Genomic DNA, 12385 nt, shown 5'->3' on the forward strand with positions numbered 1-12385 from the left:
TTAGTCCACCGATTTCATCAGGTGCGACACCTGCGCCTTGAACTCCGGCGACTCCCGCAGCTTGCCTTGCAGGCGCCAGACTTCGCGGGCCGTTTGGCCATGTTTTGCGAAGAAGGGCTTGGAGAAGATCGTGTAGTAGGCCTTCTCCACCAGCGGCGGCGCGACGCGCTCGACCTTGGCTTGTAGGCTGGGCACTGCGGCCAGCGAGTTGTCGGCCTCGGTGGTCTGCAGGGCCGCCGCGATATAGCGACCGGACGCGACCCGGCCCAGCAATTCATCGGCGGTGGGTGAGCTGTCCTCGACCTTGGCGCCCAACTGCTTGAGCAGGGCGACGATGGAAAAGCCAGTTTGTGCGCCAACCGTTCCGTTGGCCGTCAGCGCCTTGCCATCCCAGCCCACGGCGGCGCCCTTGGTCTTGTAAAGCGCATAGGTGGCGCGGTACATGCGTTTGGTGGCGTCGGCCTCGCCGTCGAGCTTGAGCGGGTATTGCGCAAACTCGGCCCGTTCGGCACTGAAGCTGGCATTCATCGCGCCGTCGACCTTGCCGGCCTTGAGCTCGGCCAGGCATTGCTTCCAGGGCATGGGCATCAGTTTGACGGGAATGCCCAGCTGCTTTTCAAGCTGGGCCATCATGATCTGGCTGTAGCCAGGCTTGTCCTTGAGCAGCCAGGGGAAGGCGTCTTCATTCTCATGGCAGATATGGATGGACTCGGGGTTGGCCTGGGCCAGGGCGCTGCCGCCGTTGAAGATCATCAGGAGACCGCTGAGCAGCCAAGGGGATGAGAAAGAACTCTTGCGCATGGTGTCGTGCCTTTTTTGCAGGTTTGTCAGGTGGTCTGGCGGCCTTTTGCGGGAGGCCTTGGTCGACCAGCATAGTCCTCAGCAAGGCTGCTGAGTGTCTTTGCTGCGCCGCCTTTTGGCCATTGATCAGGCTTTGTTAGACAGCGCGAATGGTGGTGCGTCACGCTGATAGAGTCGGACCCGGACGCCGCCCATCAAAAGCAAGCCTAGGACTGAGTGAGTAAAAAATCTTGACCGCAACACCCAGCCAAGCCGATATGGCCGCCTTCCTGGCCGCAAACTTTCCGCAGACTAAATGCACAGTCGAAGCCGTGTCATCCGCCGGCACGGCTACTGTCAGGCACCCGGTGACTCATGCCGAGTTACGCCCCGGCGGTACGGTATCGGGGCCGGTGCTGATGACAGTGGCAGATGTGGCCCTGTACGTGGCTTTGCTGGGCCAGATCGGTCTCAAGCCGCTGGCCGTCACGACCAGCCTCAATATCAATTTCCTGCGCAAACCGGCCGCTGACAAAGACATCATTGGGGTCTGCCGGATGAAGAAGGTTGGCCGCACGCTGGCGGTCGGTGAGGTGGACTTGTTCTCCGAAGGCGAGGCCGAGCCGGTCGCGCATGCGGTGGGCACCTATGCAATTCCGCAGCGCTGAGCTGTGGGTTTGCAGCGCCGCTTTGAAGTGCCCCTTAAACGGCCGATTTTTACAAAAACTCTTGCCTGATATCGACCGAGGACTCGACCCCGACCTTGGCGAAATGTTCGTCCAGCCAAGCGCAAGCCTGCTGTCGCCCGGCGTCGCGCAATTCGGTCAGATAGGGCCAGGCAGTGGCTATCTTGCTTTCCACCGCTTGAGCGGCCATCAACTCGTCGCAGCGGATCGAATGAATGCGCATGCGGCGGGCATCCTCGGGCTGCAGCTTGCCGCGGTCGATCAGGCCGGTGACGAAGGCGATCGCGCGCATCTCGCGCATCAGTGAAGAGTTGAAGCTGATCTCGTTCACCCGGTTGGCAATTTCGGCCGAGCTGCGCGGCACGCCCCGGCGCAGGATGGGGTTGACGTGGACGATCAAGACATCGGCCGCCACGCTCTCGTAAATCAGCGGGAAGATTGCCGGGTTGCCCATATAGCCGCCGTCCCAGAAATGCTCGCCGCCAATTTCAACGGCCTGAAACAGCGTCGGCAAACAAGCGCTGGCCAGCACCGCATCGACGCCGATCTCCGGCCCGCTGAAGACGCGGATCTTGCCGGTCTCGACATTGGTGGCGCTCAGGAATAGCTTGACGGGAGAGTCCCGCCTCAGGGCTTCAAAGTCAATCTGGCTTTGCACAATCTGGCGCAGCGGATTCAGATTGAGCGGGTTGAGTTGGTAGGGCGAAAACATCTGCAACATCGCCGCAGCCCAGGCATGCGGCGGTGACCAGGTGGTTTGTGCCGACTGCTGAACGCCATGCATAAACGCATCCAGCCAAGGCGGCTGCAAGGGGTGAAGTCGGCCGGCATCGGCAACCGCGCGCCATAAATCGGTCAAAGCCTGGCGGGCACCGTCCACGGGATTCTTGCCGCCCTTGCGCAAGCCATCCGCCAGCGCCACCGCATTGAGGCTGCCGGCACTGGTGGCGCTGATGGCCTCAGTCTGCAAGCGTCCATCTTCCAGCAAGGCATCCAGCACGCCCCAGGTGAAGGCGCCGTGCGAGCCGCCACCTTGCAGCGCCAGGTTGATGGCTTTGATGGAATTGCTGCCGGGGACAGACTTGCGAACTGTGGCCATGGATGACGCTCCAGGGGCCTGCGGCCAGGCCCAGTACGGCGAGTATGCCTCCAGTGCGCTTACTTGGGCGATGTCATTGAACTGTAGCGTTACGTCCGTGCTTGAGCGGGTCTGAATTAGCGCCGTTGATCGCTAAGATAGGCTTGTCTACCTGCCCCAAACTCATGACTGACAGACCAAAAGAAGTGCCTGAACTTGCCGCCCCGGCCGCGAAATTTGACCCGCGTGCCTGGGTCACACCGGATGATCTGAACGTGGCGCCTGGCTTGCTGGGCCTGCCTTTGGCGACGCCGCGTCAGCGCCTGTTCGCCATGGCCGCCGACTTGGCCTTGCTGGCCGTGGCCAATCAGCTGGGGAATTTCTGGCTGCTCCTGGCCGCTGGCTTGGCGCTCTGGCTGTGGCTGCGTCAGCACAGGCCGGAGGTGTTCGGTCAATCTCGCTGGTTTGGCCGCAGATCGGCGCAGCGGCCTCGTCCTTGGGCCTGGGGGCTGGTGGCAGTTTTTTTTGCGGCGGGCTTGATGCAGGCTTGGCAGGGGCAAAGTCAAACGGACGAGAGCGCCGCCGTGGCGGCGGCCGAGCCGGCTGCTTCTGGCAGCTTGCGCAGCGCTGCCGCAGAAGTTGACGCAGACGATGGCGCGGAAGCTGCCGCAGTTGGTGCTGCAAATTTGGCAAATGCTGCGGCGAGTGGTGCCGAGCCAAAGCCAAAAGACAAAAGCCTTGCCAAGTCAGAGGCGCATGACCGCGTACTGGCCCGCCGCATCGAGCGCCTGGAGGCCCAGCTTGAGCGCGCAAGGGCGCCGGCCTTCTATGCGCTGCGCGACGAGTTCAATTACTGGGTTGACAAGATCGGGCTGAGCTATTTTTGGGCAGCGGTCTATTTCACCTTGTTGCCGATTGTCTGGCCGGGTCAGACGCCGGGCAAGCGGGTCATGGGTTTGCAGGTGATTGAGCTGACGGGCAAGCGTCTCACGCCCTTGATTCTTTTCAAGCGCTTTGGCGGCTATGCGGCGGGCCTGGCCACCGGCGGCACCGGCTTTGTGCAGCTGATTTGGGACAGCAATCGGCAGGCGATTCAAGACAAGACCGCGCACACGGTCGTCATCAATGCACGCAGCTCGGCACGCTTGAGCGAGTTGCTGGCGCAAGGTCAGTCGTGAGTGGCCGTGGCTTGCACATAGGCGCGCTTGCTCGCTTGACCAGGGCTTTGCCGAAGCCTTTGCGCTTGTAGGAGACATTGGGCTTGCTGCCGAGGCCGCGCCGCAGCGGCGCCTACCGCATGTATAAGCAGGAGCATGGGGATGCGGTGATGTTGATCCGTCAGGCGCAGAGTTTGGGTTTCAGGCTGATGGATCTGCGGTCGCAGGCCAGGCTGGAGCTGGGCGTGTTTTTCGGCATCAAGCCAATGCGCATCTGCGAGCTCGGGCCGGTCCTGCAAAGCTCGCAGGCGCAGCGTGCAAAGTGGTTGGAGCAAGCCGCCAAGCTGGCGGCGGCGGCTTGAAGACCGGGCTCAATCCAAGTCGCCTAGCCCGCTGATGCGAAAGCGGTTTTTGCCGCCGTGTTTGGCTTCATACATGGCTTCATCGGCTTGTTGCAGCAGTTGCGCAGCATCAAGCTCGGTTGCTTGCGGGTAGTAGGCGACACCCAGGCTGGCCGAAATTTGCAGTCTCTTGCCCGCGCCCGGGCAGTCGACCGGCAAGGCTGCCGCTGTCACCAGGCGAGCCAGCAAGGCTTGACAGTCATGGCTGGACGCCAGATCAACCAGCAAGACGATGAACTCGTCGCCGCCAAGGCGGGCGAGGGTGTCACCCTCGCGCAAGACTTGCTTGATATTTTTTGCGATCCCGATCAACAAGGCGTCGCCCACGGCGTGACCAAAGCGGTCATTGACCGCTTTGAAGCCATCCAGATCCAGGTAGACGAGGGCCAACATGTCCTTGCGCCGCCGGCTTTGCAGCATCGCGTGTTGCAGCCTGTCATTGAGCAAGAGCCGGTTGGGCAAGCCCGTCAAGGCATCGTGGTAAGCGATGTTCTCCAATTGCGATTCATGCTCTTTGATCGCGGTGATGTCGGAGAACAGGGTCAGGTATTGCTTGACCTGACCCTGCTCGTCCTGCACGGCGTTGATGGTCTGCATCTGGGCATAGAGTTCCCCGTTCTTGCGGCGGTTCCAGAGCTCGCCGCTCCACATGCCTTGGCTCAGCAGGGTGCGCCAGAACTCGGCGAAGAACTCCCGGTCGTGGCGCCCCGAGCCCAGCAGCCGCGGGTTTTGGCCCAGCACCTCGGCTCGGCTATAGCCGGTGATCAGGCTGAAGGTTGCGTTGACGTCAATGATGGTGCCGTCCGGGGTGGTGATCATGATGCCTTCGAGCGCATGGAAGAAGACACTGGCGGCAAGCTGGAGCTGAGCTTCGGCCTGCTTGCGCACGGCTACCTCGCGCCGCAACTCGCCCACCAGGTCGAACGCCATCGCATCGAAATGGGCCGACAACTCGCCGAATTCATCCGGCGTGCGAGTGGCGCTTCGCTGCGTCAGATCGCCCTGCGAGATGGCGCCGACGACTTGCCCGATCTGTTTCAGGGGTTGGAGAATCCGCCGCTGCAGCAGCAGTGCCAGACCGGCCCAAATCAACAACATTACCAGCGGCATCGCTATCGCCAAGTGGCGCGTAATTTGTTCGAGCTGGCGCCGTTTTTGGTCGGCCTCAAGGCCCTGGCGCTGCAAGGACTCGGTAAAGACCTGGGAGTTCAGCAGCAATTGGGCCATCAGCAGGCTGCTGCGTCGCTGCTGCAGTTCTCGCCTTGTGTCGTCCTGCGGGTCTCCGGCGGGTGGCTCACTGGCGTCCAGCAGTTGAGCGAAGATCGAGCCCAAGAGTTCGGCGCCGGCGAGTGAATCTTGGGATGGCTGCCCCGCCTGCAGTCCTTTGATGACTTGGGTATGCAAGCTGCGCCACTGCTGGGCCGATCTGGCCTCACCGTGCAGCGCGTACTCTTGCGCCAGGACCAGCAAGGTGGAAACTTGCTGGGCCGTCTTTCGGGCTTGCTGCTCGGTGCGCGCCAGCTCGGCGCTCTCGCTGGCCAGTCGCCCCATGGCAAGACCCAGAGCCAGGGTCAAAGCCAAGGCGCCGCCCATGAATACAAAAAGCAGGCTGCGGATGCGCATCGCTTTAGTCGATCAAGGTCACGCTGGCCGGGAGCACCTGGCGCAGCGGCTTGGCGTAAATCAGGTCCAAAAAGTTGGGCGCGCCTTCACCGGGCTTGATGTCCTTGAGATGGCCGCCCTGGCGGGCCCAACGAGCTTCGGCCTCCAAGCTGGACAGCAGCGACTGATCAAGTGCCAGCCGGTAGTGATTGGTGGGCCAGATCCAGTCGATAAAGGCTTGGTCTAGTTTGAGTCGCTCGCGCAACAAGGCCTGTGCCATATCCGGCTTGCGCTCGATATGGCGCTGCGCGCGATCGAGCGCGACCAATAACTTTTTCAATTCATCGTCACGCGGGCCCAGCAAGGTTTTGGCGCCCACAAGATTGAAACTCAGCCGGTAGCTGCCGGGCGTGGGCAAGATTTCGCTGCCGGGCACCGACTGCAAAAGCTTGAAGGGCAGAGGCTCCCAAATCGCCACCGCATCAAGTTGGCTGCTCTTGAGCAAGTCGGCGATCGCCTCTGGTTGCAAAGGGATGATGTGCACGCTTTTGGGATCCACGCCGCTGGCCAGCAAAGTGGTGTCCAACATGTAGTGGCTGGCCGTGCCCATGACGGTGCCCACGCGTTTGCCACGCAGGTCACGAACTTGGCTGACGCCCGACTGGGGGCGCAGCACCAGCTTGCTGTCACTGCTGCTGCTGACGAAGCTGGCGAGCAGAGCGAAAGGCGCCAAGGAAGGATTTTTGAAGCTGCTGAACATCATCACCACGTCCGAGGCGGTGGCCAGATCGGCCTTGCCCTCCAGCAGCAACTGCATCGCACGGTGCCCTCCGACCACTTCCTGCACGCGCAGCTGCAGCCCGGCCTCGGCGAAATAGCCCTGCTGCTCGGCCACAAAGATCGGCAGCGACAGCGGCGTCATCGACACCGCCAGCCGCAAAGGCTCGGTCGCGCCGATCGCGCTCAGGCCTAGACCAAGATTCAGTGCCAGCCCCAGTCCAACAAGCATGAGCCTCGCCAAGCGCAAGCCGGCCCGGCAGCCAACGCTGTGAGACCGGATCCTTGTGCAGTGACTGAGATCGGCATCCATGCGCGTCATAACTCTCACCTCACAGGGCTGTCCTTGACCCATTCTGGCACGGGTCATTTGGCTTGATGCGGGAATCGATGCGTAGGCGTCAACTTAGGGGACGCTTGTTGCCAGCTTGCCGCGAACCAGCTCCACATGCTGGCGCAGGGTGTAGACACGGTCGCTGAAATCGAGCGGGAAACGGGTGTTGCGGATGTCTTGCTCAATGCGACCCAGCCGCTCCCTGGCCTGGGCGCTCTCAGCGAGGGTCAATTGCCGGGTCAGCAACTCTTGCTCCAGGAATTTCAGCTCGCCGTAATGCCGATACAGACGCCGGCTCTGGCGCCAGGTACGAAGCCAAGGCAGCAGGCGCAGCAGGGGCAGCATCAAGGCCAGCAGCGGCAAGATCAGCAAGGCCATGCGCTGGACCAAATTGGCTAACCAAAAGGGCAGATAGGTCTGTAAAAATGGCCGACCGTTCTTGAAGTAGCGCGTGGACTCATCGGCCAGCGGGAAGTCGGTGCCGATCGGGCTTGGGAATTCACCCGGCCTGGCCAGCAAGGTCGGGGTGCGGTGGACCTGGCGCGCCGCCTCCAGCAGCAGATAGGCCAGCGCGGGGTGCAAATCCTCTTGGACGACCAAATTGGTGGTGGTGGACAGCAAGCTGATGTCCTCGGCCGGGCGATCCAGCAAGGGGTCGACCGAGCCGCGCTTGAGCGTGACGGTCTGAAAATAGGGCAAGCGCCGCGCCAGACCCTCGGCTTGCACCAGCGAGGCCAGGCGCACGCCGTCTGCGTTCAGCAGCTTTTGTACCGCCGGCGCTTGCACCGAGGCGACCAGGATGAAGGCATCGATCTCCTTGTCGATCAGCATTTTGGCGGCGGGCAAGCCCCCATGGGTGAGCAGTTCGGTGCCTTCAAGCGGCTCAAGATGTGTGCCCAATAAACCGTAGTTGCCCAGCAATTCCAGGGCAATGACTTGATTGCCGCTGCCCGCTACACCGACAGCCACGCGCCGACCTTTCAAAGCGCCCAAACCGGCCGACAGTTTGAGCTCGCGCGAGAAAATCCAAACCGGCTCATGTGCGATGGTGGCCAAGGAACGCAAAGGTGTGGCTTGCGCCGCATCATCATCTTGGGCATCGAAATTGGCGGCTCTTGTGTGCGCGGCGCTGGCCATGGGCCCCAAGCCACCTTGCACAAAACCGACATCGACTTTGCCTTCAGTCAGGTTTGCCAGGTTCTCCACCGAGCCGCTCGAGGTCCGCAGCGCCAAGTTGATGCCTTGCTGCTTCAATAGAGCCTGGTATTTGAGGCCAAACTGGTGATAGGCGCCGTCTTCGCTGCCGGTGGCCATCACGATGGATCTGGGCGGAGTCGGACTCATCTTCTTGGCCAGCCACCATACAGCGCTGAAGGCGGCCACGCTGAGCGCGAGCCAAAAAAGTATCCAGCCATATTGTTGGCTGCGTGGTGTGTGAAGTCTTTGCATGAGGGCTGGTCTATCAATCGCGCTGGTATTCGGGCAGTGGCGCGCCGCAGTGGCGGCAGAAATGCGAGTCGGCCTGCAGGCCTTCGCGCAAACAGGCGTGGCAGGTGCGCGTGGTCGGGGCAGGGGCCTCCCCCATGCGTTGGGCCGCCATTTCAGCCGTCATGATGCCGGTGGGCACGGCCAGCACGCCCCAGCCTAAAAGCATCATCAGCGAGGCGATGAAGCGGCCCAGGTCGGTCTTGGGCGTGATGTCGCCAAAGCCCACGGTGGTGACGGTGGAGATTGCCCAATAGACGCTGACCGGGATGCTGCTGAAGCCGTTTTCGGGCCCCTCAACGACATACATCACCGTACCCATGATCAACACGATCATCAGCACGGCCGATAAGAACACCAAGATCTTTTTTGAGCTGGCCCGCAGCGCGCGACCCAGCGACAAATAGGCGGCCACATAGGCATTGAGTTTCAAAATGCGGAACACCCGCAGCAGGCGCAACACCCGCACATCGACCAGGGCGTACAACTCAGGGAAGAAGAAGGCCAAATAGATGGGCAGCACGGCGAGCAAGTCGACGATGCCAAAAAAGCTGCTCGCATAGCTCAGCGGGCGGCGCACGCAGACCAGGCGCAGCACATACTCGAGCGTGAACAGCGCGGTAAAAGCGTACTCGGCCCAGCTCAGCCAAGCAGCATGGGCGAGTCTGAAGCTGGCGACGCTTTCCAGCATCACCAGCACCAGGCTCAGCAGCACGGCCACCATCAGTCCCAGGTCAAACAAACGGCCAGCTTTGGTGTCGGCCTCAAAGATGATCGTGTAGGCCTTCAGACGCCAGCCTTTCAAGGGGCGGCCGAATTCCGTGGAGGGCGCCGGTGCGTTGTCGAACGCTTGCTTCGTCGTCGGAGAAATCATGGGGCGAAGCGTAACCGAGCCAAGGCTAGCTTTTGTGCTGGCGCTGGCCGCTGCTGCGCTAAAAAGTGGCGCTCTGGGATCAACGGTAGTTTTGCAGGGATCAAGGCCGTGGCGTCGGCGCAGCGCCAGCAGTAGGATCAAGGCGGGTCGCCATTGACTCGCTTTTTTGTTGTCCGGCCAAGTATCTAGGAGCCGCCATGAAGTCCAGTCGCCGCGCTCTTCTCGTTTTGATGCTGAGCCTTACGCTATGGGGCTGCGCCACGCCGCCTTCGGCCCCGGCGCCGACCCCGCTATTTCACGATGCCTTGTTCAAACCCACGGTGCAAGACATCAGCGCCGAGCGAGTGTTCGCCTTCAGCCCGGCGATGCAGTCCTATTTAGACAATGACATGCGCTCACAACTGCGCAGCAAGGGCCATCGTCAAGGCTTGCTGGACGCGCTTTATATGAAGAGCTCTTTGCAGCTCGAGTACGACTCGGGCGTTACCCGCGACGCCGCTCAAGCTTTCGCCGACAGGCGGGGAAATTGCTTGTCGCTGGTCATCATGACGGCGGCATTTGCCAAGCAACTGGGCCTGCCGGTGCGCTATCAAAGCGTTTATGTGGATGAGATTTGGAGTCGCAGTGGGGACTTGTACTTCCTCAGCGGCCATGTCAATTTAAGCCTGGGTCGCAGCCTGTCGGAGAGCCGTGAAATGGTCGACGATGGGAATATGCTGACGGTGGATTTCGTCCGCCACCCGCCCGGCAGCAGGCAACGCAATCAGGTGATCGAAGAACACACGGTCGTGGCCATGTTCATGAATAACCGCGCCGCCGAGAATTTGCAGGCCGGCCAGCTTGACGCCGCCTATTGGTGGGCGCGGGCGGCTCTCAACGCCGACCCCAAATTTTTGGCGGCCTACAACACCCTGGGTGTGGTCTATCGGCGCCATGGCGATTTGACTTTGGCCGAAGCGCCGCTGCGCCATGTGTTGGCGCAAGAACCCGCCAACACGCAGGCGATGTCGAATCTGGCTTTGCTGCTCAATGACCTCGGGCGCCAGGATGAAGCGGCGCAAGTGGCCCAAACGCTGGCGCAGTTGCAACCCTATCCACCCTACAAGTACTTTGACCTCGGCATGGAGGCGATGCGGGCGGGAGACTTCAAAAAGGCCAAAGACCTGTTCGGCAAAGAGATTGAGCGCTCGGCCTATTTCCATGAGTTTCACTTCTGGATGGCCTTGGCCAACTACGGTTTGGGTGACCTGACCGCCGCGCGGCAGGAACTCGGGCTGGCGGTGGAAAACAGCACCACAGCGCATGACCGCCAGCTCTACACCAGCAAGCTGGATTTATTGAAGCAGCGCCGCCCGCCGCTCGCTCAGGTACGCTGAAGCAAGGCTAGAGCGGCGCCAGCCCATGGCGGGCCCGTGCGCTTGCGCAGGCCTCATCGCCAATCCCCAGTGGTGCGCGCAAACCGAATTCGCGGCAAGGGGCAGGGCGCCACTCATAGATGCCGCAGCCGGCCTGCACGCCGACCGTGCCGACCAGAGCCGCACAGCGCGGCGCAGCATGGTCGGTGCCGCGCATCCGGCACAGGCGTGCGTTCAATTCGACCGTTAGACCGTCGGGCACGCAGCCGCCCTCGCTTTGCAATTCTTCCACGGCAAAGTCGACCCTGAAGCTGGCGCAGCACGCACCGCAGCTGAGGCAAGGATTGCTGCTCATGTCAGCGCTCATCTCCTGGCTTCATGTGGAGCGCGCGGCTTCACGCACCACGGTGACGCTGCACGGCGCCTGCGTCACCACCTGGGCCGAGACGCTGCCCAAGTAGCGCCGCAGCGCCGAAGCGCGCCGCGCCCCCATGACGATGTGGTCGCATCCGCTCTTGGCCGCAAATTCGAGGATGGCGGCGGCGGCATCGGGCGCTTCCAGCACATGAAAGGTCAACCGACCGTCGCCCAGTTCCAGCGCCCGGCTGATCGGCCGGGCCCAATGCTTGAGCCCGATCAGCTGCTTGACATGCACGCTCTTGCCTTCTTTGTCGGTCAATTCGTCCATGCCGATGCGCTGAGTCTTCATCACGCTGACGCAGGCCAGCCGGGCGCCAGGTTCGGCCTGCACGATACGGCGCACGGTCTCGCACAACTTCTCCAGCAAGGCCGGTGTGGCATGCTGAATATCGACGGCGGCCATGATGATGGGGCTGCGGGCCAGATGCGCGGCCACGCTGACCTGGGCCGCCGGCTCGGCGCCGAGTGCAAAAAACCAGCGTTTGAGCCGTTTCAAGATGCCGCTGCCGCTGAGCTTCTCGCTGCGTTTGGTCAGCGGCACGCCTTCGGGATGCTGCAAGTCGAGTGCCAGTTGCGCCGCGCTTTGATAGCGGCGCTCGGCCTTGACCTCTAAACAATGCAGCACGATCTCTTGAAACCAAGGCGGCAAGTCAGGGTCGATCGCGCGCGGCGGCACCGGTTCGACATACAAACGCCGGCGCAGACCGCGCACCGAAGAGGGTTGGCCGAACGGTCGCTCGCCGGTGGCCAAGTGATAGAGCATCACGCCGAGCGCAAACAAGTCGCTGCGCGGGTCGTTGCGCACAAACTGTACCTGCTCGGGCGACATATAGGGCCCGGTGCCCATGGGCAGGGAGAACTCCTCCTCCAGCAAATCGGGCAGATGGTCGTGGCGCGACAGGCCAAAGTCCACCAGCACGGCCGCGCCATCGGGCCTGAACATGATGTTGCTGGGCTTGATGTCGAGATGCACGACATGCTGCAGGTGCAAGTCCTGCAGTGCCAGCGCCACCTTGATGCCGATCTCGACCACTTCGCTCAAAGGCAGCGGCGCTTCGTCAAAGCGCGGACGCAATGAAGCGCCGTCAATGCGCTCCATCACGATATAGGCTTGCCGGGTCCAGTCGCCCCGGGCAACAAATTTGGGCACATGCGGGCCTTTCAGGGCCGGCATCAGCATTTGCTCGGTCTCGAAGCCGACTATTGTTGCGGGGTCTTCGCCGCCCTTGATGCGCGGCACCTTCATGATCAGCGGGAAGTCTTCACCGGCCTGTGGTGTGAGTCTTGTGACGCTCCACAAATTGGCCATGCCGCCTTGATGCAGGCGCTCGTTGAGGTGAAAACCATCCAGCACCAAGCCGGGCTCCAGCACACCGACCGGCGCGAATTGTGAATTGGCGGCGCCGAAGCTGGATTCTTTGGCAGTATTGGCCATG

The 12385-nt window shown here is 61.9% G+C and carries 12 protein-coding genes; 4 read left to right on the forward strand and 8 right to left on the reverse strand.

Annotated features, from left to right (window positions below):
• Complete coding sequence (locus tag LNV09_RS16690; protein ID WP_263558204.1) at positions 1–801, reverse strand: substrate-binding periplasmic protein; 801 nt, start codon at positions 799–801, stop codon at positions 1–3.
• Between the two features lie 230 nt (positions 802–1031).
• Here LNV09_RS16690 and LNV09_RS16695 point away from each other — a divergent pair, with 230 nt between their 5' ends.
• The gene (locus tag LNV09_RS16695; RefSeq protein ID WP_263558205.1) at positions 1032–1448 is read left to right on the forward strand and encodes a PaaI family thioesterase; all 417 of its coding nucleotides are present in this window, start codon (positions 1032–1034) and stop codon (positions 1446–1448) included.
• Positions 1449–1497: 49 nt separating this feature from the next.
• Here the strand turns inward: LNV09_RS16695 and LNV09_RS16700 are convergent, their stop codons facing one another.
• Positions 1498–2565, reverse strand: coding sequence for a patatin-like phospholipase family protein (locus LNV09_RS16700; protein WP_263558206.1), 1068 nt, complete (start codon positions 2563–2565; stop codon positions 1498–1500).
• A 164-nt stretch (positions 2566–2729) separates the two neighbouring features.
• Here LNV09_RS16700 and LNV09_RS16705 point away from each other — a divergent pair, with 164 nt between their 5' ends.
• Both LNV09_RS16705 and LNV09_RS16710 read left to right on the forward strand, forming a co-directional pair.
• Complete coding sequence (locus tag LNV09_RS16705) at positions 2730–3722, forward strand: RDD family protein (protein ID WP_263558207.1); 993 nt, start codon at positions 2730–2732, stop codon at positions 3720–3722.
• A gap of 83 nt (positions 3723–3805) precedes the next feature.
• On the forward strand, positions 3806–4063 hold the full coding sequence (locus LNV09_RS16710) for a MerR family transcriptional regulator (RefSeq protein ID WP_263558208.1): 258 nt from the start codon (positions 3806–3808) through the stop codon (positions 4061–4063).
• Positions 4064–4072: 9 nt separating this feature from the next.
• Here LNV09_RS16710 and LNV09_RS16715 read toward each other — a convergent pair whose 3' ends face one another.
• From LNV09_RS16715 to LNV09_RS16730, 4 genes are all read right to left on the reverse strand, one after another.
• A complete protein-coding gene (locus LNV09_RS16715) occupies positions 4073–5725 on the reverse strand; it encodes a diguanylate cyclase domain-containing protein (protein WP_263558209.1) in 1653 nt (550 codons plus the stop codon).
• Between the two features lie 4 nt (positions 5726–5729).
• Positions 5730–6713 (reverse strand): ABC transporter substrate-binding protein, encoded by a 984-nt coding sequence (locus LNV09_RS16720; protein WP_263558210.1) that lies wholly within the window; start codon positions 6711–6713, stop codon positions 5730–5732.
• A gap of 174 nt (positions 6714–6887) precedes the next feature.
• Entirely contained in the window at positions 6888–8264 is a 1377-nt protein-coding gene (locus tag LNV09_RS16725; protein WP_263558211.1) for a TAXI family TRAP transporter solute-binding subunit, read from the reverse strand.
• Positions 8265–8277: 13 nt separating this feature from the next.
• Positions 8278–9174 carry an ion transporter gene (locus LNV09_RS16730; protein WP_263558212.1) on the reverse strand — a complete coding sequence of 299 codons (897 nt, stop codon included), beginning with the start codon at positions 9172–9174 and terminating at the stop codon, positions 8278–8280.
• Between the two features lie 197 nt (positions 9175–9371).
• On the opposite strand from LNV09_RS16730, the gene LNV09_RS16735 reads away from it, so the two are divergent.
• Positions 9372–10550, forward strand: a complete 1179-nt coding sequence (locus LNV09_RS16735) for a tetratricopeptide repeat protein (protein ID WP_263558213.1) — start codon at positions 9372–9374, stop codon at positions 10548–10550.
• 7 nt (positions 10551–10557) lie between these two features.
• Here LNV09_RS16735 and LNV09_RS16740 read toward each other — a convergent pair whose 3' ends face one another.
• Positions 10558–10884 (reverse strand): YkgJ family cysteine cluster protein, encoded by a 327-nt coding sequence (locus LNV09_RS16740; protein WP_263558214.1) that lies wholly within the window; start codon positions 10882–10884, stop codon positions 10558–10560.
• A gap of 21 nt (positions 10885–10905) precedes the next feature.
• Positions 10906–12384 carry a bifunctional serine/threonine-protein kinase/universal stress protein gene (locus tag LNV09_RS16745; protein ID WP_263558215.1) on the reverse strand — a complete coding sequence of 493 codons (1479 nt, stop codon included), beginning with the start codon at positions 12382–12384 and terminating at the stop codon, positions 10906–10908.
• Position 12385: the final 1 nt, after the last annotated feature.

The organism is Paucibacter sp. B2R-40 (genome assembly GCF_025717555.1).
Lineage (GTDB): Bacteria > Pseudomonadota > Gammaproteobacteria > Burkholderiales > Burkholderiaceae_C > Paucibacter_A.

Bases quoted from the DNA above. Each gene is read 5' to 3' on its own strand.
- LNV09_RS16690 (WP_263558204.1), bottom strand. From the start codon at position 801: ATGCGCAAGAGTTCTTTCTCATCCCCTTGGCTGCTCAGCGGTCTCCTG.
- LNV09_RS16730 (WP_263558212.1), bottom strand. From the start codon at position 9,174: ATGATTTCTCCGACGACGAAGCAAGCGTTCGACAACGCACCGGCGCCC.
- LNV09_RS16705 (WP_263558207.1), top strand. From the start codon at position 2,730: ATGACTGACAGACCAAAAGAAGTGCCTGAACTTGCCGCCCCGGCCGCG.
- LNV09_RS16740 (WP_263558214.1), bottom strand. From the start codon at position 10,884: ATGAGCAGCAATCCTTGCCTCAGCTGCGGTGCGTGCTGCGCCAGCTTC.
- LNV09_RS16745 (WP_263558215.1), bottom strand. From the start codon at position 12,384: ATGGCCAATACTGCCAAAGAATCCAGCTTCGGCGCCGCCAATTCACAA.
- LNV09_RS16735 (WP_263558213.1), top strand. From the start codon at position 9,372: ATGAAGTCCAGTCGCCGCGCTCTTCTCGTTTTGATGCTGAGCCTTACG.
- LNV09_RS16715 (WP_263558209.1), bottom strand. From the start codon at position 5,725: ATGCGCATCCGCAGCCTGCTTTTTGTATTCATGGGCGGCGCCTTGGCT.
- LNV09_RS16725 (WP_263558211.1), bottom strand. From the start codon at position 8,264: ATGCAAAGACTTCACACACCACGCAGCCAACAATATGGCTGGATACTT.
- LNV09_RS16720 (WP_263558210.1), bottom strand. From the start codon at position 6,713: ATGCTTGTTGGACTGGGGCTGGCACTGAATCTTGGTCTAGGCCTGAGC.
- LNV09_RS16700 (WP_263558206.1), bottom strand. From the start codon at position 2,565: ATGGCCACAGTTCGCAAGTCTGTCCCCGGCAGCAATTCCATCAAAGCC.